The sequence below is a fragment of the Streptomyces sp. NPDC031497 genome (assembly GCF_055580905.1).
On record NZ_JBVIKO010000033.1, the window covers coordinates 1 to 23,937 of the forward strand.

21 protein-coding genes are annotated in these 23,937 nt (G+C 72.1%); 4 read left to right on the top strand and 17 right to left on the bottom strand.

Annotated features, from left to right (window positions below):
* Positions 1-111: 111 nt before the first annotated feature.
* From ACZ5K7_RS41995 to ACZ5K7_RS42020, 6 genes are all read right to left on the bottom strand, one after another.
* On the bottom strand, positions 112-2,154 hold the full coding sequence (locus ACZ5K7_RS41995) for a cell wall-binding repeat-containing protein (RefSeq protein ID WP_468922615.1): 2,043 nt from the start codon (positions 2,152-2,154) through the stop codon (positions 112-114).
* Between the two features lie 118 nt (positions 2,155-2,272).
* On the bottom strand, positions 2,273-3,541 hold the full coding sequence (locus ACZ5K7_RS42000; protein ID WP_468922618.1) for an RNA polymerase sigma factor: 1,269 nt from the start codon (positions 3,539-3,541) through the stop codon (positions 2,273-2,275).
* A gap of 43 nt (positions 3,542-3,584) precedes the next feature.
* Complete coding sequence (locus ACZ5K7_RS42005; RefSeq protein ID WP_351693607.1) at positions 3,585-3,941, bottom strand: YciI family protein; 357 nt, start codon at positions 3,939-3,941, stop codon at positions 3,585-3,587.
* Positions 3,942-4,074: 133 nt separating this feature from the next.
* Entirely contained in the window at positions 4,075-5,130 is a 1,056-nt protein-coding gene (locus ACZ5K7_RS42010) for an LCP family protein (RefSeq protein WP_351693610.1), read from the bottom strand.
* 84 nt (positions 5,131-5,214) lie between these two features.
* Positions 5,215-6,603: an endo-1,4-beta-xylanase gene (locus ACZ5K7_RS42015; protein WP_468922623.1), complete on the bottom strand. Its 1,389-nt coding sequence runs from the start codon at positions 6,601-6,603 to the stop codon at positions 5,215-5,217.
* Between the two features lie 103 nt (positions 6,604-6,706).
* Entirely contained in the window at positions 6,707-7,738 is a 1,032-nt protein-coding gene (locus tag ACZ5K7_RS42020; protein ID WP_450973576.1) for a LacI family DNA-binding transcriptional regulator, read from the bottom strand.
* A gap of 104 nt (positions 7,739-7,842) precedes the next feature.
* On the opposite strand from ACZ5K7_RS42020, the gene ACZ5K7_RS42025 reads away from it, so the two are divergent.
* The 3 genes from ACZ5K7_RS42025 to ACZ5K7_RS42035 all read left to right on the top strand — a co-directional run bounded on the left by ACZ5K7_RS42025 (position 7,843) and on the right by ACZ5K7_RS42035 (position 11,612).
* Positions 7,843-10,140 carry a beta-xylosidase/alpha-l-arabinosidase gene (locus ACZ5K7_RS42025; RefSeq protein ID WP_468922626.1) on the top strand — a complete coding sequence of 766 codons (2,298 nt, stop codon included), beginning with the start codon at positions 7,843-7,845 and terminating at the stop codon, positions 10,138-10,140.
* A 138-nt stretch (positions 10,141-10,278) separates the two neighbouring features.
* A complete protein-coding gene (locus tag ACZ5K7_RS42030; protein WP_468922628.1) occupies positions 10,279-10,962 on the top strand; it encodes a DUF998 domain-containing protein in 684 nt (227 codons plus the stop codon).
* Positions 10,959-11,612: a TetR/AcrR family transcriptional regulator gene (locus ACZ5K7_RS42035; RefSeq protein WP_351693625.1), complete on the top strand. Its 654-nt coding sequence runs from the start codon at positions 10,959-10,961 to the stop codon at positions 11,610-11,612. The genes ACZ5K7_RS42030 and ACZ5K7_RS42035 overlap by 4 nt, the downstream gene beginning before the upstream one ends.
* 171 nt (positions 11,613-11,783) lie before the next feature.
* Here ACZ5K7_RS42035 and ACZ5K7_RS42040 read toward each other — a convergent pair whose 3' ends face one another.
* Genes ACZ5K7_RS42040 through tsaB form a run of 4 tightly spaced genes read right to left on the bottom strand, consistent with a single transcriptional unit; the run spans position 11,784 to position 14,296 of the window.
* Positions 11,784-12,044 (bottom strand): hypothetical protein, encoded by a 261-nt coding sequence (locus ACZ5K7_RS42040; RefSeq protein ID WP_351693628.1) that lies wholly within the window; start codon positions 12,042-12,044, stop codon positions 11,784-11,786.
* On the bottom strand, positions 12,041-13,132 hold the full coding sequence (tsaD, locus tag ACZ5K7_RS42045; RefSeq protein ID WP_468922632.1) for a tRNA (adenosine(37)-N6)-threonylcarbamoyltransferase complex transferase subunit TsaD: 1,092 nt from the start codon (positions 13,130-13,132) through the stop codon (positions 12,041-12,043). Before tsaD ends, ACZ5K7_RS42040 begins: the two co-directional genes overlap by 4 nt.
* Positions 13,125-13,622, bottom strand: a complete 498-nt coding sequence (gene rimI / locus ACZ5K7_RS42050) for a ribosomal protein S18-alanine N-acetyltransferase (RefSeq protein ID WP_450973586.1) — start codon at positions 13,620-13,622, stop codon at positions 13,125-13,127. The genes tsaD and rimI overlap by 8 nt, the downstream gene beginning before the upstream one ends.
* 17 nt (positions 13,623-13,639) lie before the next feature.
* Positions 13,640-14,296, bottom strand: coding sequence for a tRNA (adenosine(37)-N6)-threonylcarbamoyltransferase complex dimerization subunit type 1 TsaB (gene tsaB / locus ACZ5K7_RS42055; protein WP_351693634.1), 657 nt, complete (start codon positions 14,294-14,296; stop codon positions 13,640-13,642).
* A 112-nt stretch (positions 14,297-14,408) separates the two neighbouring features.
* On the opposite strand from tsaB, the gene ACZ5K7_RS42060 reads away from it, so the two are divergent.
* Positions 14,409-14,972: a hypothetical protein gene (locus tag ACZ5K7_RS42060; protein ID WP_468922635.1), complete on the top strand. Its 564-nt coding sequence runs from the start codon at positions 14,409-14,411 to the stop codon at positions 14,970-14,972.
* Between the two features lie 501 nt (positions 14,973-15,473).
* Here the strand turns inward: ACZ5K7_RS42060 and tsaE are convergent.
* The 7 genes from tsaE to glmS all read right to left on the bottom strand — a co-directional run bounded on the left by tsaE (position 15,474) and on the right by glmS (position 23,714).
* Positions 15,474-16,016, bottom strand: a complete 543-nt coding sequence (gene tsaE, locus ACZ5K7_RS42065) for a tRNA (adenosine(37)-N6)-threonylcarbamoyltransferase complex ATPase subunit type 1 TsaE (protein ID WP_468922638.1) — start codon at positions 16,014-16,016, stop codon at positions 15,474-15,476.
* Positions 15,982-17,235 carry an alpha/beta fold hydrolase gene (locus ACZ5K7_RS42070; protein ID WP_351693643.1) on the bottom strand — a complete coding sequence of 418 codons (1,254 nt, stop codon included), beginning with the start codon at positions 17,233-17,235 and terminating at the stop codon, positions 15,982-15,984. Before ACZ5K7_RS42070 ends, tsaE begins: the two co-directional genes overlap by 35 nt.
* A 129-nt stretch (positions 17,236-17,364) precedes the next feature.
* Entirely contained in the window at positions 17,365-18,561 is a 1,197-nt protein-coding gene (gene alr / locus ACZ5K7_RS42075; protein WP_468922642.1) for an alanine racemase, read from the bottom strand.
* A gap of 92 nt (positions 18,562-18,653) precedes the next feature.
* Entirely contained in the window at positions 18,654-19,556 is a 903-nt protein-coding gene (locus tag ACZ5K7_RS42080; protein ID WP_468922747.1) for a L,D-transpeptidase family protein, read from the bottom strand.
* 380 nt (positions 19,557-19,936) lie between these two features.
* Positions 19,937-21,388: an NAD(P)H-hydrate dehydratase gene (locus ACZ5K7_RS42085; RefSeq protein WP_468922644.1), complete on the bottom strand. Its 1,452-nt coding sequence runs from the start codon at positions 21,386-21,388 to the stop codon at positions 19,937-19,939.
* Positions 21,389-21,441: 53 nt separating this feature from the next.
* On the bottom strand, positions 21,442-21,813 hold the full coding sequence (locus ACZ5K7_RS42090; protein WP_468922646.1) for a holo-ACP synthase: 372 nt from the start codon (positions 21,811-21,813) through the stop codon (positions 21,442-21,444).
* A 53-nt stretch (positions 21,814-21,866) separates the two neighbouring features.
* A complete protein-coding gene (gene glmS / locus ACZ5K7_RS42095; protein ID WP_351693656.1) occupies positions 21,867-23,714 on the bottom strand; it encodes a glutamine--fructose-6-phosphate transaminase (isomerizing) in 1,848 nt (615 codons plus the stop codon).
* Between the last annotated feature and the right edge of the window lie 223 nt (positions 23,715-23,937).

Here is a 23,937-nt window from a genome sequence, read left to right on the forward strand (position 1 = left end):
AAAAAAACAAAAAGAAACAACCCCCCCCCCCCCCCCCCCCCCCCCCCCCCTTCCTCCCCCCCCCCCCCCCCCCCCCCCCCCCCCCCCCCCCCCCCCCCCCCCCGCGGCCGGCTACTGGTGCTGGGCCGTCCTGATCGTGCCCAGGTTCGGCCCGGCGGCCGGACGGGCGGACTTGGTCCCGGCCGAGACGGGGTCACCGGCGTCCGTGCGCAGCGCGAACGCGCGCGCGGCCGAGGCGACGCCGTTGAAGTACGGCCGGTACACGAAGTCGTTGCCGCTCGCGCTGATCGACGAGCCGGCCGTGTTCAGCGCGCCGGCCGTCACCGAGCCGGTGTCGCCGAAGGCGATCACGGCCTGGGTGCCGGCGGACTCGCGCAGCAGATAGCTCTTGACCTCGTCGGACAGGGCCGGCCGGGAGGTCCACAGGACGGGCCCGTAGACGTTCATCGCCGAGCCCGCGGAGACCCCGTCCCGCCAGGAGCCTGCGTAGGCGACGGCGGCCTGGCCGGGGGTGGTCCACCAGAACTTGGCGACGGCCACCGACAGCGCCTCGCTGTTGGCCCCCGTGATCGGGTAGTAGTAGTACGTCGACGGCCACTTGGAGAACGACGCGTGGGTCAGCGCGTACTTCGCGTCCGACCCGACCGTGATGACCATGGTCTTGGCCGGGTTGAGGCTGTTGAGGTACGACTTCACCGCCGACGTCAGCGACTTGCCGCTGGTCAGAACCACGCTGCCGGTGCTGCCGGTGCCCTCGGCGCCGGCCGCGGCGGCCGCCGGGAGCGCCGCCTGGTAGTCGGTGCCGCTGGCCAGGAAGACGTACGAAGGGCTGGTCGTGACCGTCTGCGCGGCCTTGACCGAGGTGTCGTAGCGGTCGGTGCCCGAGACCCGCTTCGGGACGTAGCCGAGGGACTTCAGCTGCGTGGAGACGTTGGTGGTGAGGACCGAGGTCCCGCCGACCATCCAGACGTTCGCGCCCTTCTTCAGGGTGCGCTTCAGCTCGTTCTTCACCGCCGTCGACAGCCCGGTCTTCACGGTCGTCAGCACCGGGCCCTGCCGCTTGCCGGCGAGGGCGGTGGCGGTCGGCGCGTCGGCCGAGTCGTCCTGGTTGAGCAGCACGGCGGACTTGGCGTCCAGCAGGCCCGGCTCGCTCTGCCCGACGGTGTTCCAGCTCCAGTGGGAGGAGGCGATGTCGGTGGCGCCCGCGTCGGCGCCCCAGACCCGGGCGGTGGTGTTCTTGCGGACCGGCTGCCAGCTGGGATTGACGCTGAAGTTCTGTCCGGCGGTGTCCGCGACCTTGGTCAGCTCGCCGGTGGCCACGTCCGCGTACTCGACGGTGTGCACATCGCCGCTGTCGGGCGAGGTGTGCGCGTCGAAGACGATCCGGGTGCCGGTCGGCGACCAGGACGGGTTGGCGTACGAGCGCGGCCCCGTCGTCAGTTGCTTGACGCCGGTGCCGTCCGCGTTCGCCGTGAACACCTGGTAGTTGCCGTCGGTGTCCTTGCGGACGAAGGCCAGCCTGGTGCCGTCGGGCGACCAGTCGGGCTGCTCGGCGTCGGTCAGGACGCGCTTGACCGTCTTCGCGTCCGAGTCGTAGACGTAGACGCCGGCGTTGTCGTAGCAGCCGTAGTTGACGTTGCGCTGGAAGGCGACGAGACCCGATGCCGGGTTCACCGTCGGGTGGGTGTCGCAGACGGTGGACGGCTCCAGGGCGCTGCTGAGCAGCGGCTCGGGGGCCCAGGACCCGTCCGAGGGGCCGTAGACGAGCTGGCCCGCGGTGGAGAAGACGACGTACCGGCCGCTCCAGCCGTAGGCGAGGTCCTCGTAGACGGCGCTGGAGCGCACACCGGTTGCCCAGGGAAGGGTGATCTTGGTGGAGCCGCTGGGACGGTAGCTGGAGATCTGGCCCGCGCTGGTGACCAGTCGGCTGCCGTCCGGCGCCCAGGCGGCGTAGTCGCCGCCGACGCCCGGAATCTGCGTGGTTCTGCCCGTCGCCGGGTCGATCAGCATGCCCCCGTCGACGAGGATCTTGCCCTCGGTGCCGGGCCAGCTGCCGGCGTCGTCGGCGACGGCGCCCGGCGCGAGCGCCAGGGTGCCCGTCGCGGCCAGTACGGCCGCGGTCGCGAGCGCCGCCGCACGGCGGCGCGTGAACATTCTCAAGTTGTCGACCCCCCATGGTCTGTACAGCCCCTGCACAGGGGCCGGGTCACTGTAGTGACCAACTAGTTGCCATGGGAACAGAGTTGCGGATGAACAGCTGTCTGCTTCCAGGTTACGAAGCGCACTCCCGTGCCCTGGCCAGCAGCAGCTCCCGCTCCCGCTCGTTGCGCGCCAGCCCCGCCGCCCGTTCGAACTCCGCGCCCGCCTCCGCCGTACGCCCGAGGCGGGCCAGCAGGTCACCCCGCACGCTGGGCAGCAGATGGTAGTCCCGCAAAGCGGGTTCGGCCGTCAGCGGGTCCACGATCGCCAGGGCCGCCGCCGGGCCGTCCGCCATCGACACGGCCACCGCCCGGTTCAGCTCGACGACCGGCGACGGGGACCGGGCCGCCAGCAGGCCGTACAGGGTGGCGATGGATCTCCAGTCGGTCTCCTCGTAGGTGTACGCGTGCGCGTGACAGGCCGCGATGGCCGCCTGCAGGGCGTACGGCCCCGGGGCACCCGTCGCCGTGGCGTCCGCGCGGGCGAGCGCCCTGATGCCGCGGGCGATGAGCATGCGGTTCCAGCGGCGGCGGTTCTGGTCCCCGAGCAGGACCGGCTCGCCGTCCGGGCCGGTGCGGGCGGCCGTGCGGGAGGACTGGAACTCGAGGAGCGAGGTGAGGGCGTGCACCTCCGGCTCCTTCGGCATCAGCGAGGACAGCACGCGGGCCAGCCGCAGCGCGTCCTCGCACAGCGAGGGGCGCAGCCAGTCGTCGCCCGCCGTGGCCGCGTACCCCTCGTTGTGGATCAGGTAGATGACGTCGAGCACGGAGCCGAGCCGGGCCTCGCGGTCCGGGCCGTACGGCACCTCGAAGGCAATGTTCCTGGTGGCGAGGGTGCGCTTGGCGCGGACGATGCGCTGGGCGATGGTCGGCTCGGGGACCAGGAAGGCGCGGGCGATCTCGGCCGTGCTCAGACCGCCGAGGAGCCGCAGGGTGAGGGCGGTGCGGGCCTCCGGCGACAGCACCGGGTGGCAGGCGGTGAAGACCAGACGGAGCAGGTCGTCGTCGATGTCGTCGGGGTCGGCGGGCTCCTCCGGCGGGGGCACGTCCGCGAGGCTCCGGCCGATCTCCCGGAGCTTGCGGGTGTAGTTCTCCCGGCGCCGGACCAGGTCGACGGCGCGGTGGCGGGCGGTGGCCGTGAGCCAGGCGCCCGGGTTGTCGGGCACCCCCTCCCGGGGCCACTGCTCCAGGGCGGCGACGAGGGCGTCCTGCGCCAGTTCCTCCGCGATGCCGACGTCCCGGACGATGCGGGCGACGACGGCGATCACGCGGGGCGACTCCAGGCGGAAGACGGTCTCGATGGCGTGCCGGGCCTCGGCGTCGACGGAGGGCTGTGTGCTCACAGCCCTCCATTCGACACCTCCGGACGGCGGTACGCCAGGAGGATCAGCCCTCCGCGATCTCCCGCACCTCGCAGGTCACCGTCCAGAACTCCTCGTGCACCTTCAGGAACCGCTTGGTCCACTCCAGAGCCTCGGCCATGTCCTTGCACTGCATGATCGCGTAGCCGCCGACGACCTCCTTGGACTCGGTGAACGGCCCATCGGTGACGGAGATCTTCCCGCCCTCCCAGTGCACCCGGGTGCCCTGGGCGGTCGGCGTGAGCCCCGCGGTGTCCAGCATCACGCCGGCCTTGGTGATCTCCTCGATCAGCTCGCCCATCCGCTGCATCAGCTCCTGGCTGGGACCTTCGGCGGGGGCGGCGGACTCGTCGATCTTCACGAGCGACAGGTAACGGGGCATGGTGACTCCTGGGATTCGGGTGCGGTGCGGGGTCTCTCCCCCCGCATCTCACCCTTGCGTCGAACGCGCCGGGACCGGATCGACACGCGCGCCGGAATTTCCCGAAGTTTTTTTCCGCGCCGGCCGCAGGGCCCTAGCGCAGCGACTTCCACAGGTCGCTCGCCTCGGGCTCGTCGGCGACCACCCGGTTGGGGTCGGAGGGCGCTGTCACCACGGGCATCATCACCGTCTTGAGGTGGTCCGAGGTCAGGCCCTTGAGGCTCTGGCCGAGGCGCATCAGCTCGCTGAGCGAGTCCAGGCCCGTGTCGGTGGTGAGGCTGGAGGTGACCGCGTCGGCGACCTCGTAGAGCTTGGCCGGGTTGGTCAGGAGGCTGACGGAGGCCATCTGGTCCAGCAGGGCCTTGACCAGTTTCTGCTGGAGGCCTATCCGGCCGAGGTCGCTGCCGTCGCCTATGCCGTGCCGGGTGCGGGCGAGCGCCAGGGCCGTGGTGCCGTCGAGGTGGTGGGTGCCCTTCTTCAGGTGCAGATGGCTGTCGTCGTCGTCGATGTCCTGGTCGGTGGTCACGGTCACCCCGCCGAGCGCGTCCACCAGCTTGGCGAAGCCCGAGAAGTCGATCTCCAGGTAGTGGTCCATGCGGACGCCGGTGATCGACTCGACCGTCTTCACCGCGCACACCGCCCCGCCCACCGAATAGGCGCTGTTGAACATCGCGCCGTAGGCGACGGAGGTCGAGCCGCCGGAGGACAGCGGGCAGGAGGGGCGGGTGACCAGGGTGTCGCGGGGGATGCTGACGACGGTGGCCGACGTCCGGCCGGCGTCGACATGGACGACCATCGCGGTGTCGGAGCGGGCGCCCGAGCTGTCGCCGCCGCCGAGTTGCTGGTTCTCCTTGCCGCTGCGCGAGTCCGAACCCAGCACCAGGATGTTGACGGAGCCGGTGGGCAGCGGCGAGGCGGAGGCGGACGCGGTGGCCGTCGGCGTCGTCACCGCCTTCGCCGGGCGGTCGTCGCCGAGCGCGCTGTTGATGTCGACGCTCTTGATGTTGTCGTTGAGGTGCCAGTAGACCCATCCCGCGCCCGCGATGCCCAGCGTCATGACCCCCGCCAGGGTGAGGCCGACGATCTTCAGCCCTCTCGACCGCCGGCCCACCTGTCTGCCCGCGCCGTCCTGCTCCTCGTGTCCCGTCACGAGACAGGAACGTAAGTCCGAATTATTAGGGGACTGTTAGCGCGAGCGCCGCGAAGAGGTTTTCTTCGGAAAATCTCACCCTTCTCACGCCGAACTCAGCGTGAGCGTCGGCACCGGATTGCTCCCGCTCCAGGACGCGTTGAACCCGAAGGTCACCGAACCACCGTCCGCGACCGTCCCGTTGTAGGAGGCGTTCGCGCAGGAGACTGCCGTGCCCGACTGGGTGCAGACGGCGTTCCAGGCCTGGGTGATCTGCTGCCCGGCTCCGTACGTCCAGTTCACCTTCCAGGAGGCGAGGGAGGCACCCGAGCAGGAGATGGTCACCTGGCCGGTGAAGCCGGTGTTCCACTGGCTGCCCACGCTGTAGGCGGCCGAGCAGGCACCGGTCGGCGGCGGTGTGGTCGTGGTCCCGCCGAGCGCCTCCGCGATCCCGTAGTACGCCGGTTTCGGCACGTAGTTCGCGTCGTACGGCGTCGCGGCCCCGTACCCGGGGAAGGTGCTGTCCACCCAGGAGTCGGAGTCGGTGAAGCCCCACACGGTGACGTTGACGCAGCGGCTCACGGCCACGCACGCGGCCACCACCGACTTGAAGTCGGCCTTCTGCTGGGCGAGCTTGGTGCTGTCGGAGGGCAGCGCCATCCTGATGTCCAGCTCGGTGATCGCCACGTCCACGCCGAGGTCGGCGAAGCGCTGGATGTTCTGCTGGAGGGTGGCAGGCACCTGGCCGAGGACGAGGTGGGCCTGGAGCCCGACCCCGTCGATCGGGACGCCGGCCGCCTTGAGCGACTTGACCAGGTTGTACAGGGCGGTGGACTTCGCGTTGACGCCCTCGACGTTGTAGTCGTTGATGTACAGCTTGGCGGCGGGGTCGGCCGCGTGTGCCCAGGTCAGGGCGTTGGCGATGTAGTCGGCGCCGAGGCCGTTGTACCAGAGGGTGGAGCGGTAGGTGCCGTCCTCGTTGAAGGGCTCGTTGACGACGTCCCAGGCGGCGATCCTGCCCTTGTAGCGGCCGACCTCGGTGCTGATGTGGTTCTGCAGCAGGCTGCTCAGCTGGGCGGACGTCCAGGTGCCGTTCGTCAGCCAGCCGGGGTTCTGGCTGTGCCAGACCAGGGTGTGACCGCGTACCTGCTGGTTGTGGGCCTGGGCGAAGGCGACGATCTGGTCGGCCTCGGTCCAGTTGAAGGAGCCCTGGGTGGGCTCGACCGACCCCCACTTCATGGCGTTGCCCGGGGTCAGCGAGCTGAACTGGGCGCCGGCCACGTCGCCGTAGGTCCCGGTGAGCTTGGAGCCGGTGACCGCGGTACCGATGACCTTGCCCTTGGCGGCGGCGAGGTCGCGCAGCGGGGTGTCGGCGGCGTGCGCCGCGGGCGCCGTGAACAGCAGCGCGGCGCCGGTGACGAGTGCCGCCAGGGACACGCCCGTGGATAAGCGGGTGGACCAGCGGGGGAAGAAGCCTGTTCTCAGAGATCTCATGGCGGGTGCCTCCGAAACTTTCGGTCGTACAACCGATTGGCTTCGGTGGAGTGTGGAGACGCCCGCACCACCCGTCAATAGGTCAACTTCCGGCCAGCCCGTCTCAACCGGCCGCGGGCGCCGCCGTGCTCGACCGCACCACCAGGCTGGTCGCCAGCTCCACCCGGGTCGCGGTGGTGGCCTCCTCCGCCCGCCCCATCTCCAGCACCAGCCGGGCCGCCGCCTCGGCCATCTCGGTGAGCGGCTGCCGTACGGTCGTCAGCGGCGGCCCCACCCAGCGGGCCACCGGCAGATCGTCGAACCCGACGACGCTCACGTCCTCCGGGATCCGCAGCCCCAGCTCGCGCGCCGCCTCGTAGAGCCCGAGGGCCTGGAGGTCGTTGCCGGTGAAGACGGCGGTGGGCCGGTCGGGCATGCGCAGCAGCTCCAGGCCGAGCCGGTAGCCGGCGTCGTGGTGGAAGTCCCCGGCCTTGACCAGGCGCTGGTCGACGGGGAGCCCGGCGGTCTCCAGCGCGGCCCGGTAGCCGTCCACCCGGGCCCGGCTGCACATCATCCGGGAGGGCCCGCTGATCGCCCCGATGCGCCGGTGCCCCAGCTCGACCAGGTGCCGGGTGGCGGCCAGGCCCCCCTGCCAGTTCGTCGCGCCGATCGAGGGGACGTCGGGCCCCGGGTCCCCCGCCGGGTCCATCACCACGAAGGGGATCGACCGGCTCAGCAGCAGCGCCCGCTGCGACTCGTCAAGACCCGACAGCACCAGCACCACCCCGTGCGGCCGCCGCGCCGCCACCTGGTCGGCCCAGGTCCGCCCCGGGGTGAGACGGCCGGCGCTCTCGCTGAGCACCACGCTCAGCCCGGCGTCCCGGGCCACGTTCTCCACCCCCCGGATGACCTCCATCGCCCAGGCGCTCTCCAGCTCGTGGAAGACCAGGTCGATGAGTGGCGACCGGGAGGCCTCGGCGCGCCGCCGTCGGTAGCCGTAGGCGCGCAGCAGGTCCTCGACCCGGGTGCGGGTCGCCGGAGCGACATCCGCGCGCCCGTTCAGGACCTTCGAAACAGTCGGAGCGGACACGCCGGCCTCACGGGCGATTTCGGCGAGCGTCGCCGTCTGCGTTTCTGCGGGCTTCGGAGGCGTCATGCCCGCGATCGTATCCCTGCGCTCCCCCTTGACGAAGACCTGCGCACGCCATAGGTTCCCGGAACATTCGGTGAGTTGTACGAAACATTCGTGACGGGAGTTTCATGACCACCGCTCCTTGGCGAGACCCCGCACTGCCCGCCCCGGCCCGCGTCGACGACCTGCTCCCCCGGATGACCCTGGAGGAGAAGACCGCGCAGCTCTATGGCGTGTGGGTGGGCGCCGCCACCGACGGCGACGGGGTCGCCCCGCTGCAACGCGAGATGACCGCCGAGTACGTCTGGGACGAGTTGGTCACCCTCGGTCTCGGCCAGCTGACCCGCTCCTTCGGCACCGCCCCCGTGGACCCGGCGCTGGGCGCGCGCGCACTGGCCCGCGCCCAGCGCCGGATCACCGCCGCCGGCCGCTTCGGCATCCCGGCGATCGCCCACGAGGAGTGCCTGGCCGGCTTCACGGCCTGGCGGGCCACGGCCTATCCGGTCCCGCTGGCCTGGGGCGCCGCCTTCGACCCGCCGCTGGTGGAGGAGCTGGGCCGGAGCATCGGCGCGGATCTGCGCTCGGTCGGCGTGCACCAGGGTCTGGCCCCCGTCCTGGACGTGGTCCGCGACCCGCGCTGGGGACGGGTCGAGGAGACGATCGGCGAGGACCCGTACCTGGTGGGCACGGTCGGCACGGCCTATGTCCGCGGCCTGGAGTCGGCCGGGATCATCGCCACGCTCAAGCACTTCGCGGGGTACGCCTCCTCGGCCGGCGCCCGCAACCTGGCCCCGGTCCGGGCGGGGGTGCGGGAGTTCGCGGACGTCACCCTCCCCCCGTTCGAGATGGCGCTGCGCGAGGGCGGGGCCCGCTCGGTGATGGCGGCCTACAACGAGACGGACGGCGTCCCGGCGTCCGCGGACCCCCGCCTGCTGACCGAACTGCTCCGCGACGACTGGGACTTCACCGGAACCGTCGTCGCCGACTACTTCGGCATCGGCTTCCTGCAGACCCTGCACCGGGTGGCCGGCACGGAGGCGGAGGCGGCACATCTGGCGCTGGCGGCGGGCATCGACGTCGAACTGCCGACCCTCAAGTGCTACGGCCGCCCACTGGTGGCGGCGGTGCGGGAGGGCACGGTCCCCGAGTCCCTGGTGGACCGGGCGGTCCGCCGGGTGCTGCTCCAGAAGTGCGAACTGGGACTACTGGACGAGGGCTGGGATCCGGAGCCGCGGGGCCCGATCGACCTCGACTCGGCGGCCAACCGCGACCTGGCCCGCCGGCTGGCGGAGGAGTCGGTGGTCCTGCTGGACAACCCGGACGGCGTCCTGCCGCTGGCCCCCGGCACCCGTGTCGCGGTGGTCGGCCCGCGCGCGGCCGACGCCCTGGCCATGCTCGGCTGCTACTCCTTCCCGTCCCATGTCCTGGCCCATCACCCGGAGGTCGACCTGGGCATCGCCGTCCCCACCGTCCTGGAGTCGCTGCGCGCCGAACTCCCGGACGCGAAGGTGACGTTCGCCGAGGGCTGCGACGTCTTGGACCCGGACACCGCCGGCTTCGAGGAGGCGGTGGCACGCGCGGCGGAGGCGGACGTGTGCGTGGCGGTGCTGGGCGACCGGGCGGGCCTGTTCGGACGCGGCACGTCGGGCGAGGGCTGCGACGTCGCCGACCTGTCGCTGCCCGGCGTCCAGGCCGACCTGCTGGACGCGCTGCTCTCGACGGGCGTTCCGGTGGTCCTGGTCCTGCTCACCGGGCGCCCCTACGCGCTGGGCCGCTGGCAGGGCCGGCTCGGCGCGGTGGTGCAGGCGTTCTTCCCCGGGGAGGAGGGCGGCCCGGCGGTGGCGGGAGTGCTGTCGGGCCGCGTCAACCCGTCGGGGCGGCTGCCGGTGAGCGTCCCGCGGGTGCCCGGCGGCCAGCCCTGGACCTACCTCCAGCCCCCGCTCGGCCTGGCGGGCGAGGTCAGCAACCTGGACCCGACCCCGCTGTACCCGTTCGGGCACGGCCGCTCGTACACGACGTTCGCGTGGGAACCGGTGTCACAGGGCACGGCCGGGATCGGCACGGACGGTTCGTACGACGTGACCGTGGCGGTCCGCAACACCGGCGACCGGGCCGGCACCGAGGTCGTACAGCTCTACCTGCACGACCCGGTGGCGTCGGTGACCCGCCCGGACGTCCGCCTGGTCGGCTACCGGCGCCTGGACCTGGCGCCGGGCGAGTCCCGCCGGCTGACCTTCCGCTTCCACGCGGACCTGTCGGCGTTCACGGACCGGGAGGGGGCGCGGGTGGTGGAACCGGGGGCTCTGGAGCTGCGGGTGGGCGCTTCGAGCACCGAGGTCCGGGCCACGGTACGGCTGCAACTGACAGGTCCGGTGCGACGGTTGGGGCCGGACCGGGTTCTGCGCTGCGAGACGGAGGTGGGGTGACCGCCAGGGCACGGCAGACGCCTTCCTGAAGTGCGGCAAGGCACTCTTCACGGCCCACCGCAGGACTAAGCGGATAGAGTTATCCGGTTAGTGTTACAGTGGTGCGTGCCGGCCTGGTCCGAAACGTGAGGAGTCCCGATGTCACGCAGCCGTCGGCTGTCGCTGGGCGCCGTCGTCCTGGTGGTGAACGCCCTGCAATGGGTGATCGCCGAAGCCGTCACCGCGGCGGCCTGGAACGATCCGCCCTACAGCTACGCCACCAACTACATCAGCGACCTCGGCGTGCCGGACTGCGGCACGAAGTTCCAGGGCCGCGAGCTGTGCTCCCCCGCGCACCAGCTGATGAACACCTCGTTCATGCTCCAGGGGATCCTCTTCGCGACCGGCGTGATCCTGCTGTCCCTGCTGGTCGGCGGCCGTGCGCGACGCGTCGTCGTCGCCCTCGCCGCCACCCATGGCGTGGCGTTCGTGCTGGTCGGGCTCTTCCACGGCTCCGCGAACGGGCCGGACTACAGCCTGGTCGTCCACGTCGTGGCGGCCGGTGTCGGCATCCTGTGCGCGAACGCCCTGGCGATCATGGCGGGGGCGTCACGGAGCCTGGCCCTGAGCCTCGGCCTGCCGAAGCCGTACCGCGTCTTCAGCGTCACGGTCGGCGTCCTCGGCCTGCTGAGCGAACTCCTCGTGTCCGTCTCCACCGCTACGGCCGGTGTGTTCGAGCGCGGCGGGGTCTACTCCTGGCTGCTGTGGAGCGCCGTGACGGGTGTCCTGGTCCTGGCCGGACAGTCCCGCCGGACCGCCGTCGTGGAGAATGTCGTGGCGTGACCCCGGATACCCAACGCCCGCTGCGCGCGGACGCGGAACGAAACCGCCGGCTGATCATGGAGACCGCCGACTCCCTGTTCGCCCGGCGGGGGACCGTCGCCACCCTCAACGAGATCGCCCACGAGGCGGGGGTCGGCGTCGGCACGGTCTACCGCCGCTTCGCCGACCTCCAGGCGCTGATCGACGCCCTGTTCACCGAGCGGTTCACGACGTTCCTGGGGCTCGCGGCGGCGGCCGAGCGGCACCAGGACCCGGGGCAGGCGCTGCGCCACTACCTGCTGGAGGCGGCCGGCTGGCGGGCGCGGGACCGGGCGCTGGAGGTCATCCTCGCCCACGCGGACGTCTCGGCAGAGCCGATCACCAAGCTCCGCGACGAACTCGGCCGCCACGTGGACGGCCTGGCGGAACGTGCGGTGGCCGCGGGCGCGGTCCGCGAGGACTTCGCCGCCGCCGACGTCTACGCGTTCCTCCTCATGATCGGTACGGTCGCCGACCGCACCGCGGACGCCGCGCCCGACGCCTGGCGCCGCTACGCCGAGCTGCTGCTGACCGGCTTCGGTCTGACCCCCGCCCCGGCGCCACACCCGCCCGCGATGACCGACGCCCAGGCCCTCCAGATCTGGCCGAAGCCCGGAAACGCCGAAGGCTAGGGCCTGTCTGACAATTCCCGTCGTCGCCCGGAGGGCGGCCTCGCGGCGTCAGGTGCGTGCTCTCGGCGCGCCGGGCGTAGGCCCTCGTACTGGACGTACTCGGGTCTGCGCCCGGTGCGGCGAGAGTGCGTGCATGGCGTCGCGAGGCAGACGGGAATTGTCAGACAGGCCCTAGCCCTCTCCCACCGACTCGAACCGCCAGCGGTGCACCGGCCGGTCCACCAGGTCACCGGGTGGGTCCGCGAGTTCGGGCAGGCCCTGGTCGTCGTACGACGCCTGCCACCACGTGACGACCAGTACCCGGTCCTGCGGTGCCCGGAAGGTCTCCCGGCGCAACGGGGTCCCGGCAAGGCTCTGCCCGCGCGCCCACGTCAGCAGCTCCGCGCCCCGGCCCGCCACCGCCCGTGCCTCCCACATCAACGCGACCGTCACGTGTACAGGTTCTCCTTGCTGACCTCGTGCACATGGTCGTGGTGGTGGCCCGGCACATGCGGGTCCGTCACCGGCAGGGAGCTGTCCGCCGAGAGGTCCCAGCTGGACGCGGCCCGGTTGCGCGCGACCATCTCGGCGCCGAGAGCGGCCACCATCGCGCCGTTGTCCGTGCACAGCTTCGGGCGCGGGACGCGGAGCCGGATGCCCGCGGCCTCGCAGCGCTCCTGGGCCAGGGCACGCAGGCGGGAGTTGGCGGCCACTCCGCCGCCGATCATCAGGTGGTCGACGCCCTCGTCGCGGCAGGCCCGGACGGCCTTGCGGGTCAGGACGTCCACGACCGCCTCCTGGAAGGAGGCGGACACGTCGCGGACCGGGACGTCCTCGCCGGCCGCCCGCTTCGCCTCGATCCAGCGGGCCACGGCGGTCTTGAGGCCGGAGAAGGAGAAGTCGTAGGCGGGGTCGCGGGGGCCGGTGAGACCGCGCGGGAAGGCGATGGCCCGCGGGTCCCCCTCCTTCGCGTAGCGGTCGATGACCGGGCCGCCGGGGAAGCCCAGGTTCAGCACGCGGGCGATCTTGTCGAAGGCCTCGCCGGCCGCGTCGTCGATGGTCGCGCCGAGCGGCCGTACGTCGGAGGTGATGTCCGAGGAGAGCAGCAGGGAGCTGTGCCCGCCGGACACCAGCAGGGCCATCGTCGGCTCCGGCAGCGGACCGTGTTCCAGCTGGTCGACGCAGATGTGGGAGGCGAGGTGGTTCACGCCGTACAGGGGCTTGCCGAGCGCGTACGCGTACGCCTTCGCGGCCGAGACACCCACCAGCAGCGCCCCGGCCAGGCCGGGGCCGGCCGTGACCGCGATGCCGTCCAGGTCCTTCGCGCTCACGCCCGCGTCCTTCAGCGCGCGCTGGATGGTCGGGACCATCGCCTCCAGGTGCGCCCGGGACGCCACCTCGGGCACCACTCCGCCGAAGCGGGCGTGCTCGTCGACGGACGAGGCGATGGCGTCGGCGAGCAGGGTGGTGCCCCGGACGATGCCGACGCCGGTCTCGTCGCAGGAGGTCTCGATCCCCAGAACCAGGGGTTCGTCAGCCATTGATCTCGGTTCCTTGTCCGGAAGTGGGGCCGTCGGCGGGGCCGCCGCCCGGTTTCGTCGTCAGGCGCATCACCAGGGCGTCCACGTTCCCCGGCTGGTAGTAGCCGCGTCTGAACCCGATGGCCTCGAAGCCGAACCGCTCGTAGAGCTTCTGCGCACGGGTGTTGTCGACCCGGCACTCCAGCATGACCTCGGCGCACTCGAAGGCGGTCGCGGCCCGCAGCAGTTCGGTGAGGAGCTGTCCGCCGAGCCCGGTGCCCCAGTGGTCGCGGGCGACGGCGATGGTCTGGACGTCCCCGAGTTCGCCCTGGGCGGCCAGCCCCGCGTACCCGATGACCTGCTCGTCGGCCAGGGCGACCACGTACCGCCGGCTCGCCTCCGGGCCCCTGGAGTGTGCCAGCTCGGACCAGAACATCCCCCGCGACCAGGCGTCCTCGGGGAACAGGCCCTTCTCCAGCTCCAGGACCCGGTCGATGTCCCACCAGCGCATCTCGCGCAACTGTGCTGTCACTTGGGCGTGACCACCTTGTAGTTCTTGGGCACCTGGGCGTCCGGCCGGCGCAGATACAGCGGCCGGGGCGCGGGCAGCTCCTCGCCGGCGGCCAGCAGCTCGACCGCGAGCGAGGCGAGGGCGGCCGCGGAGACGTGCTCGGGTGCGTGCACGACCGGGAAGGCGTCGGGGTAGAGCATCGCCCCGGCTCCGACGGCGGGCATCCCGGCGACCCGCTCGGCGATGTCGGCGGGCCGGTCGACGGCCGGATCCGTGAGCCGGGTGCGCGAGTCGGCGTACGTCGCCCAGTAGACCTCCTTGCGGCGGGCGTCGGTCGCCACGACGAACGGGCCGTCCTCGATGTCGGCCGCGTAGGCGAGCCCGTCGAGCGTGCACAGGCCGTGCACGGGCACGCCCAGCGCGAGCCCGAAGGTGTCGGCGGTCATCAGACCGACCCGCAGGCCGGTGTAGGGACCGGGACCGACGCCTGTGACGATCCCGGTGACGGCGTCCAGCTTGACCCCGGCCTCGGCGAGAACGCGGTCGACGGCCGGCAGCAGCAGCTCGCCGTGCCGGCGCGCGTCCACCTGGCTCGACGAGGCGATGACGGCCTCACCGTCGTGCAACGCGACGGTGACGGCGGGGGTGGCGGTATCCAGAGCGAGCAAGAGCACGCGAACAGCCTACGGCTCCGACGCCGCGAGCACGGCCGCCAGGGGCCGACGGTCACTGGCTGCTACGGTCTGTACGAAGTACGACATATACGGCGAGTCAGAGGTGGCGCACGTGTCAGGGACCAGCTCGGGAATCGTGGCCGGCCTCACCGCGGCGGCCGTCGGGGCGGTCGGTCTCCTCGCCTACCAGGCCTCGGCCACCGTTCCGCCCGGCCTCGGCTCCCGGCCCTCGTCGAGCCCCGCCCCGGGAGAACCGGCGGCCAAGGCACCCCGCGACCAGCTCCATCCCACCGCCCTGCCGAACAACTCCGGAACGGGTGAACGGGTGGTGTACTCGGTGGACGACGACCGGGTCTGGCTCGTCAACGAGCACGAGCGCGTCGAGCGCACCTTCCCGGTGCGGCCCGGCACGATCGACCCGCCGGTGGGCGCCTACTGGGTGACGTCCCGCTCGAAGGCGGTCACGGGCACGGACGGTCTTCCCATCGAGCACGTGGTCCGCTTCACCACCACGAAGGACGGCTCGGCGATCGGTTTCAGCGCGGTCACCGGTACCACCACGATCGAACCCCCCGACCCGACGGTCAGAACAGGCGGCATCCGCGAAACCCGCCCCGACGGCTACGCGATGTGGATGTTCGCGACGATCGGCGTGAAGGTGATGGTGATCCGTTGAACGCCCCCGAGGAACGCACCCCGTAAGGGGCGCGGGGAACTGCGCGCTCAGCCCCCACACAGCCGCGCCGGAGAACCTACCGGCCGCCCCGCCTAGGCAGCCCTACGGCCCTGCTCGACCGGCCTCAGAGGCAGCTCCGGCACTCTCGGCGGCCGAGACACCGCGTCAGCGGCCGCACAGGACGCCAGAAGCTCGCGCATGGAAACTCCGGCGACCGGGACCGGCCGCCGCTCCTGGGACGTGGACGCGGGCATGGACGCCTCCTGAGCTGCGGGGCGGACGAAGTTAGGTACACCTAACTACGGGCTGGGTACCATGTGACCACGCCCGAGTCACGAAACGCAATATCTTGCCGACGCCTTGTCGGAATGTTCACGGTCGGAATGTTCAGCCGGGGTGTTCACGGTCGGGATGTTCACGGTCGGGATGTTCACGGTCGGGGTGTTCACGCGACCCCCGGCCCGCACCCACCGCGACGGCGGACACGGCTCCGCCCGCCGGTCAGGCGGACAGGGCCCCCAGAGCCACCCCGGCCCACCGCTCCCCGAGCCCCGTCAGGGTCACGTGCCGCACCTCGTCCGTGGTGTCCCCGACGGCCCGGTGGATCCGTACGACGAGCCGGTCCTCGGTCAGCTCCTCGACCTTGCCCTCGCCCCACTCCACGACGATCACCGACTCGGGCAGCGAGACGTCGAGATCCAGGTCCTCCATCTCGTCGAGGCCGCCGTCCAGGCGGTACGCGTCGACGTGGACGAGCGGCGGCCCGGCCACGAGGGACGGATGGACGCGGGCGATCACGAAGGTCGGCGAGGTGACGGCCCCGCGCACACCGAGCCCCTCGCCCAGCCCGCGGGCCAGCGTCGTCTTGCCGGCGCCGAGTTCCCCGCTGAGCATCACGAGGTCACCGGCGCGCAGCAACTTGGCCAGTCGGCGCCCCAGTTCCCCCATCTGCCCGGGAGAGTTAACGATCAACTCCGTGCCGTTGCCGGCCTCGGCCCCGGCCAGGCCGTCAGCCTGGCTGTGCCGTGCTGCTGGTGCTTCCATAGCCACTTACCGTAGCCCCTGCCGGCACGGCACCCGCGCGGGTGAGCAGGTCGGCGAGGCGGTCGGTGACCACTTCCGGGTGTTCCAGCATGACCAGGTGCCCGGCGTCCGGGACCAGCACCAGTTCGGCGTCGGGCAGCAGATCGGCGATGACCTCGCTGTGCTCGCTGGGGGTGACGAGATCCTGCACTCCGGCCAGCACCAGCACCGGCAGATCCTGGAAGTAGGCGAGGGCCGCGGTCTTGTCGTGGTCGGTGAAGGCCGGGTAGAACTCGGCGACCACGTCGATCGGGGTGGACTCGATCATCCGCTCGGCGAACCGCTCGACCGCCGGGTCGACGTCCCGGGACGCGAACGAGTACCGCTTGATGATCCCGGCGAACAGGTCGGCGGTGGCCCGCCGTCCCTTCTCCACCAGCGCGGCCTGGGTGCCCAGCGCTTTCAGCACTCCGGGCAGCACCCGGCGCACCGCGTTGACGCCGGCGACCGGCAGCCCGAAGTTGACCTCGCCGAGCCGCCCGGACGACGTACCGACGAAGACGGTGGCGACGACCCGCTCGCGGATCAGCTCGGGGTACTGCGCGGCGAGCGCCATCACGGTCATGCCGCCCATCGAGTGCCCGACCAGCACGATCGGCCCCTCGGGGACGGCCGCGTCGAGGACGGCCTTCAGGTCCCGGCCCAGCTGGTCGATGGTGAGCGGAACGCCCCGCTCGTGCTGGTCGACGCCCCGCCCTGAGCGGCCGTGGCTGCGCTGGTCCCAGTGCACGGTACGGACGACCCCGCGCAGGGCCGCCCGCTGGAAGTGCCAGGAGTCCTGGTTGAGGCAGTAGCCGTGGCTGAAGACGACGGTGACGGGGGCGGGGGCCTTGCGGCCGAAGAGCCGCCGGCGGCGCGGGGAGACGGCCGGGCCGAGGTCGGGCTCCACCTCGTCCACCTCGTAGTACAGCTCGGTGCCGTCGTCGGAGTACGCCTTGCCGGGCGTGCCGCGCAGGGTGCCGTACGGTCCCGCCGAGTCCAGGGCCAGCCGGGCCTTGCGGCGCATCCCGCGGCCGACGGTCATCCGCTCCAGGGCGACCCCCGCGGCCGCCCCGGCGGCGAGCACTCCTATGGCGGCCCCGGCGATACCGGTGACCTTGAGCCAACTCCCGTCCGCCCCCGTGGCGGAAGCGACGGCCGCCGCGGCGTCCGCTACGGCCTCCGCACTGCTCTCGCTCACGTACCGCTCCTCTTCGCCGTACTGCAGTTCGCTCGTTAGGTGATACGGGTGATGCTGACGAGGTGAGTGTTGCCTCTGTTGCTGCTGTTACAGATGTAACCGGGTTCTGCCGTTGCCGAACCCCGGAGGTCAGTCCCCGTCCCCTGGTTCTTGCCCACTCGGTTGCCCGTTCACATAGACGCGGGGAACCCGGGTTCCGATGCGGGTGACGATTTCGTAGGCGATGGTGCCCGCGGCCTGGGCCCAGTCCTCGGCGGTGGGCTCGCCCCGGTCGCCCGGACCGAACAGCACGGCCTCGGAGCCGACTTCGGGTTCGTCGCCGCCGAGGTCGACGACGAACTGGTCCATCGCGACGCGACCGGCGACCGTCCGCCACTTGCCGCCGACCAGCACCGGTCCGGTGCCGGAGGCATGGCGCGGGATGCCGTCCGCGTAGCCGACGGGGACCAGCCCGAGGGTGGTCTCGCCGGGCGTGACGTAGTGGTGCCCGTAGCTCACGCCGTGGCCGCCCGGGACGTGCTTCACCAGGGCGAGGGAGGCGGAGAGGGTCATCACCGGGCGCAGCCCCAAGTCGGCCGCGCTGCCCAGCTCGGGGCTGGGCGAGAGGCCGTAGAGGGCGATACCGGTGCGGACCATGTCGAAGTGGGACTCGGGGAGGGTGAGGGTGGCCGGCGAGTTGGCGATGTGCCGCACCTCGGGGCGCACGCCCTGCTCCTCGGCGTGGGCGAGCATCTCGCGGAAGAGGGTGAGCTGGGCGGTGATGGAGGGATGGCCGGGCTCGTCGGCGCAGGCGAAGTGCGACCAGAGCCCCGTGATCCGGACCAGGCCCGCCGTCTGCGCGCGCAGCGCCTCGGCGACCAGCCCGGGCCAGTCACCGGGCTGGCAGCCGTTGCGCCCGAGCCCGGTGTCGGCCTTGAGCTGCACACGCGCGGGGCGACCGGCGGCACGGGCGGCCGCGACGACCTCCCGCAGCGCCCACATCCCGCTCACCGACACGTCTAGGTCGGCCTCGACGGCCTCCCGCCACGGCCCGCCCGGGGCCCACAGCCAGCACATGATCCGCACGTCCGCGGGCAGCCCGGGGTCCGCGCGCAGCGCCAGGGCCTCCTCCGGGGTGGCCGTACCGAGCCAGCTCGCGCCCGCCTCGACGGCCGCGCGGGCACACCGGACGGCCCCGTGGCCGTAGGCGTCGGACTTCACCACGGCCATCAGGGCCGCGCCCGGCGCGAGGGCGCGCAGGGTCCGTACGTTGGCCCGCAGGGCGGCCAGGTCGATCTCGGCGCGGGCCCGCAGGGGCGCGGTCGGTGCAGTAGCTGTCTCACTCATCGCGCCCCCAGTGTCTCAGAGGCCCCTGACAGCCCTCCGGCACAGGCCCCGGTACGGGCCCCGGTCGCCTTCGGGTACCCGCCGGCACCGGTTCAGGTACCCGTCCGGTGCCCCCACACGTACACCTTGTCGCCCTTCTTCAGCACGCCCCACAGCTTCTTCGCGTCGCCGAGCTTGAGGTTCACACAGCCCCAGGAGCCGACGGTGGTGTAGATGGAGCCGTAGACCGCGTGGAAGGCCTGGCCGCCGTCGAAGAACTGGGCGTACGGCATGGGCGAGTTGTACAGGGTCGACCAGTGGTTCTTGTGCCGCCAGTAGACGGTGTGCCACCCGGCCCGGGTCGCGTACCCCTTGCGTCCGCTGCGCATCTGCACCGGCCCGAAGACCACCTTGCCGCCCTTCTGCACCCAGGTGACCTGCCGGTTGAGATCGACGCAGGCGACCCGGTACGACTTCACGGGGCAGTTCTTCTTGGCGTTCGGGTTCTTCTTCGCCGAGAGGAGCATCATCTGGTACCAGGTCACGGGCCCCGCGAACCCGATGGCCGGCTTGATCTTGTACGTCTTCTGGAACTTCTGGATGGCCTTGCAGTCGGCGGTGGACTGCTTGCCGTCCACCTTCAGCTTCAGCCACTGCTCGATCTGCTTCTGATACGGCCCGGTCAGCTTGGAGCAGCTCACCTTGGCGACGGCGTCGCTGAGCGGCACGTACTCGACGAGGTCGTACGCCCCCGGCGGCGCCGGCTTGGGCTCGACGGCGTCCTCCTTGGCGCTGGGCGTGTACACCTTCGGCGCCAGCATCTGGTCGGGGGTGTCGACCTGCCAGGGCTGCCCGGGCCCGGGGGCGACCCCCGGCACCAGCTCCGACTCGGCGACGGCGGAGGGCGGGTTGGGGGCGGTGTCCGCGGCGGCGCTCCCGGCCCCGAGGCAGAGAACGACCACGGCGGCGACGAGGGCTCCCGCGACCCCACGCACAGAACCGCCCCGATAACACATGATTCGTCCACTAATCATGCGATCAGACAACCCCGCGCACCCAGGAATCCGACGAAGCCGCGCGGCCAGGTCACCCGACGGATGCAGGCGTCTCGGGCGAGACGGGGGACACCCCTGAGAGGCACGGAGCCGACCTCACCCCACGACCGACACGAGCAGGACACACCCCTCAACGGCACGGGACCTGACTCGGCGACCGACGCAAGCGGGCCACACCCCTCAGGGGCACGGAGCCCAACTCCGCGGCCGACGCGAGCAGCACGCATCCCTCAGGGGCGCGGGGCTGAATCGGATGTGCGGCTACCGCCGCGTGAGCGCGCTCAGCCCCCACCCACCCGCACCTGAACCGCGGCGCTGCCCCGTGACGGTGAGGTCCTGGCCTACCGAGTCGGGCGGGTGGGTGGGAAAACACCCCTCCACGCCGCCCCCAACTCCTCGGCCACCGCATGCGCGACCGTCGGCGCCCCCTGCGCCGCGAACCGCCCCGCGAGCCCGTGCAGATACGCCGCCACACTCCCCGCGTCCCGCCCGTCAAGACCGCACGCCAGCAGCGACCCCGCCAGCCCCGACAGCACATCCCCACTCCCCGCGGTGGCCAGCCACGGCGTCCCCGTCGCGTTCACCCGCACGGCCGCCCCTCCCCCCGGCTCCGCCACCAGCGTCGTCGACCCCTTCAACAGCACCGTCGCCCGATACGCCCCCGCCAGCTCCCGCACCGCCGCGAGCCGGCCGGCCTCGACCTCCTCCCGCGGTACCCCCAGCAGTGCCGCCGCCTCCCCGGCGTGCGGGGTCATCAGCGTCGGCGCCGTACGAGCGCGCACCACGTCCCGGTCGGCGAGCCGCAGCCCGTCCGCGTCGACCAGCACCGGCACGTCCGCCTCCAGTACCTCGGCGACGGCCTCGGCGTCGTCCCCGACCCCCGGCCCGGCCACCCATGCCTGTACCCGCCCGGCCTTGCGCGGCCCCCCGTCCGACACCAGCGTCTCGGGAAAGCGCGCCAGCACCTCGTCCCCGGCGGGCCCGACGTACCGTACGGCCCCGGCCCCGCCCCGCAACGCCCCCGCGACGGCCAGCACCGCGGCCCCGGGATAACGGGCCGACCCGGCGGCGATCCCCACCACTCCCCGCCGGTACTTGTCGCTCTCCGCGGACGGCGTCGGCAGCAGCCGCGCCACGTCCACGTCCTGCAACGCCTCCAGCTCGGCCTCCTCGGGCAGTTCGAGCCCGATGTCGACCAGCCGCACCGAACCGGCGTACTCCCGCGCCGGATCGATCAGCAGCCCCGGCTTGTGCGTCCCGAAGGTGACGGTCAGGTCCGCCCGTACGGCCGCTCCCCGCACCTCGCCGCTGTCCGCCTCCACCCCGCTGGGCAGGTCCACGGCGACGACGACGGCCCGCGAGCGCTCCACCACGGCGACCAGCGCGGCCGCCTCGGGCCGCAGCCCGCCCGACCCCCCGATCCCCACGATGCCGTCCACGACGAGATCGGACCGCAGAATCAACTCCTCGGCGGCACCGGCGAGTACGGCCGTACCGCCGGCCCGGCGCAGCGCCGCCAGGCCGCCGGCGTGGGTGCGCTCCGGCGCGAGCAGCACGGCCGCGACCCCCGCACCTCTCCTGGCCAGCCGCGCCCCGGCGTACAGCGCGTCGCCGCCGTTGTCACCGCTGCCGACCAGCAGCACCACCCGGCTGCCGTACACCCGTCCGAGCAACTCGGCGCAGGCGGCGGCCAGCCCCGCGGCGGCCCGCTGCATCAGCGCCCCTTCCGGCAGCCGCGCCATCAACTCCCGCTCGGCCGCCCGTACCGTCTCCACGCTGTAAGCAGTCCGCATGCCCCGAGTCTCCCCCGGAACCGCCGGGGCGCGCATCCGCCCGGCCGCCCGGGTCACCCCTCCGCGATCACCACCGCGGACGCCACCCCGGCGTCATGGCTGAGCGACACATGCCAGGACCGTACGCCGAGTTCCGCCGCACACGCGGCCACGCTGCCCTTCACGCGCAGGAGCGGCCGCCCGCTGTCCTCCACGACCACCTCCGCGTCCGTCCAGAGCAGCCCGGGCGGTGCGCCCAGCGCCTTGGCCAGCGCCTCCTTGGCCGCGAACCGGGCCGCGAGCGAGGCGATACCGCGCCGCTCCCCGCTCGGCAGGAACAACTCCCGCTCCACGAACAGCCGCCCGGCCAGCCCGGGAGTCCGCTCCAGCGACTCCCGGAACCGGTCGATCTCGGCGACGTCGATCCCTACCCCGATGATGCTCACCCGGGCACTCTACGAGCCGCCCGGCCGCCGCAGGCCCGCCCGGCCGCCCCGCCTCACTCCACCGTCACCGACTTCGCCAGGTTGCGCGGCTGGTCGACCTCGTTGCCGCGGGCCGTGGCCAGTTCGCAGGCGAAGACCTGGAGGGGGACCGTGGAGACGAGGGGCTGGAGCAGGGTGGGAGTGGCCGGGATGCGGATCAGGTGGTCGGCGTACGGGACCACCGCCTCGTCGCCTTCCTCCGCGATCACGATCGTGCGCGCGCCCCGGGCCCGGATCTCCTGGATGTTGGAGACGATCTTGTCGTGGAGGACGGACCGGCCGCGCGGCGAGGGGACGACGACCACCACCGGCAGGTCCTCCTCGATCAGCGCGATCGGGCCGTGCTTCAGCTCGCCCGCCGCGAAGCCCTCGGCGTGCATGTAGGCCAGTTCCTTGAGCTTCAGGGCGCCTTCGAGGGCGACCGGGTAGCCGACGTGCCGGCCGAGGAACAGCACCGTCTTCTTGTCGGCGAGGGAGCGCGCGAGCACCCGTACCGGCTCCATGGTCTCCAGGACCCGCTCGACCTCGCCGGAGATGTGCGAGAGGTCCCGGATCACGGCGCCGACCTCGTCGCCCCACTTGGTGCCCCGCACCTGACCGAGGTACAGGGCGACCAGGTAGCAGGCCACCAGCTGGGTGAGGAACGCCTTGGTCGAGGCGACCGCGACCTCCGGACCGGCGTGGGTGTACAGCACCGCGTCCGACTCGCGCGGGATCGTCGAGCCGTTGGTGTTGCAGATCGCCAGGACCTTGGAGCCCTGTTCCCGCGCATGCCGCAGGGCCATCAGGGTGTCCATGGTCTCGCCGGACTGGGAGATGGCGATCACCAGGCTCCGTGAGTCCAGGATCGGGTCCCGGTACCGGAACTCGCTGGCCAGCTCCACCTCGCAGGGGATGCGGGTCCAGTGCTCGATGGCGTACTTGGCGATCAGGCCGGCGTGGAAGGCCGTACCGCAGGCGACGATGACGACCTTGTCCACCTCGCGCAGCTCGGTGGCGCCGATCCGGACCTCGTCGAGGGTCAGGGAGCCGGCCGCGTCGATGCGGCCCAGGAGCGTATCGGCGACCGCCTTGGGCTGCTCGGCGATCTCCTTGAGCATGAAGTAGTCATAACCCCCCTTTTCCGCTGCCGACGCGTCCCAGTCGACGTGGTACGAGCGGACGTCCGCCGGGGCGCCGTCGAAGCCCGTCACCGTCACGCCGTCCCGGCGCAGCTCCACCACCTGGTCCTGGCCCAGCTCGATCGCCGCCCGCGTGTGGGCGATGAACGCGGCGACGTCCGAGGCGAGAAAGGCCTCGCCTTCTCCAACGCCCACCACCAGCGGGGAGTTCCGGCGTGCGCCCACCACCACGTCCGGGTCGTCGGCGTGCACCGCGACCAGCGTGAACGCGCCCTCCAGACGCCGGCACACCAGCCGCATCGCCTCCGCGAGATCGGCGGTGACGGAGAACTCCTCCGCCAGCAGGTGCGCGACCACCTCGGTGTCCGTCTCGGAGGCGAGGTCGTGCCCGCGCTCCGCCAACTCGGCGCGCAGCGCGGCGAAGTTCTCGATGATCCCGTTGTGGACGACGGCGACCCGGCCCGCGTTGTCGAGGTGCGGATGCGCGTTGGCGTCCGTCGGCCCGCCGTGTGTGGCCCAGCGGGTGTGCCCGATCCCGGTGGCACCGGCCGGCAGCGGCCGCTCCGTCAGCTCCTTCTCCAGGTTGACCAGCTTTCCGGCCTTCTTCGCCGAGGCCAGCCCGCCGTCCGCGAGCACGGCGACGCCCGCGGAGTCGTACCCGCGGTACTCCAGCCGCTTCAGCCCGGCGACCACCACATCGAGCGCCGACTGCGCCCCCACGTATCCCACGATTCCGCACATGAGCGGCAGCCTAAGTGCCGACCCCCACCCGAACACGGCTCAGCGTGCCCGAAATCGGAAATCATCGCGCCGATCCGTGCTGATGAAACCCGGCCGACCTCATCCGGCCGTCACCGGTCGCCCGCAGCTCCCCTCCACCGGTCCCGCACGCAGGAATGCCACAGGACTACCGTGGGCGCGCCGTGAACACAGCTCCCTCACCCCCGGAACAGACCAAGGACGG

Bases quoted from the DNA above. Each gene is read 5' to 3' on its own strand.
- ACZ5K7_RS41995 (WP_468922615.1), bottom strand. From the start codon at position 2,154: ATGTTCACGCGCCGCCGTGCGGCGGCGCTCGCGACCGCGGCCGTACTG.
- ACZ5K7_RS42005 (WP_351693607.1), bottom strand. From the start codon at position 3,941: ATGCCCCGTTACCTGTCGCTCGTGAAGATCGACGAGTCCGCCGCCCCC.
- ACZ5K7_RS42015 (WP_468922623.1), bottom strand. From the start codon at position 6,603: ATGAGATCTCTGAGAACAGGCTTCTTCCCCCGCTGGTCCACCCGCTTA.
- ACZ5K7_RS42020 (WP_450973576.1), bottom strand. From the start codon at position 7,738: ATGACGCCTCCGAAGCCCGCAGAAACGCAGACGGCGACGCTCGCCGAA.
- ACZ5K7_RS42025 (WP_468922626.1), top strand. From the start codon at position 7,843: ATGACCACCGCTCCTTGGCGAGACCCCGCACTGCCCGCCCCGGCCCGC.
- ACZ5K7_RS42030 (WP_468922628.1), top strand. From the start codon at position 10,279: ATGTCACGCAGCCGTCGGCTGTCGCTGGGCGCCGTCGTCCTGGTGGTG.
- tsaD (WP_468922632.1), bottom strand. From the start codon at position 13,132: ATGGCTGACGAACCCCTGGTTCTGGGGATCGAGACCTCCTGCGACGAG.
- rimI (WP_450973586.1), bottom strand. From the start codon at position 13,622: ATGCGCTGGTGGGACATCGACCGGGTCCTGGAGCTGGAGAAGGGCCTG.
- tsaE (WP_468922638.1), bottom strand. From the start codon at position 16,016: ATGGAAGCACCAGCAGCACGGCACAGCCAGGCTGACGGCCTGGCCGGG.
- alr (WP_468922642.1), bottom strand. From the start codon at position 18,561: ATGAGTGAGACAGCTACTGCACCGACCGCGCCCCTGCGGGCCCGCGCC.
- ACZ5K7_RS42080 (WP_468922747.1), bottom strand. From the start codon at position 19,556: ATGTGTTATCGGGGCGGTTCTGTGCGTGGGGTCGCGGGAGCCCTCGTC.
- ACZ5K7_RS42085 (WP_468922644.1), bottom strand. From the start codon at position 21,388: ATGCGGACTGCTTACAGCGTGGAGACGGTACGGGCGGCCGAGCGGGAG.
- glmS (WP_351693656.1), bottom strand. From the start codon at position 23,714: ATGTGCGGAATCGTGGGATACGTGGGGGCGCAGTCGGCGCTCGATGTG.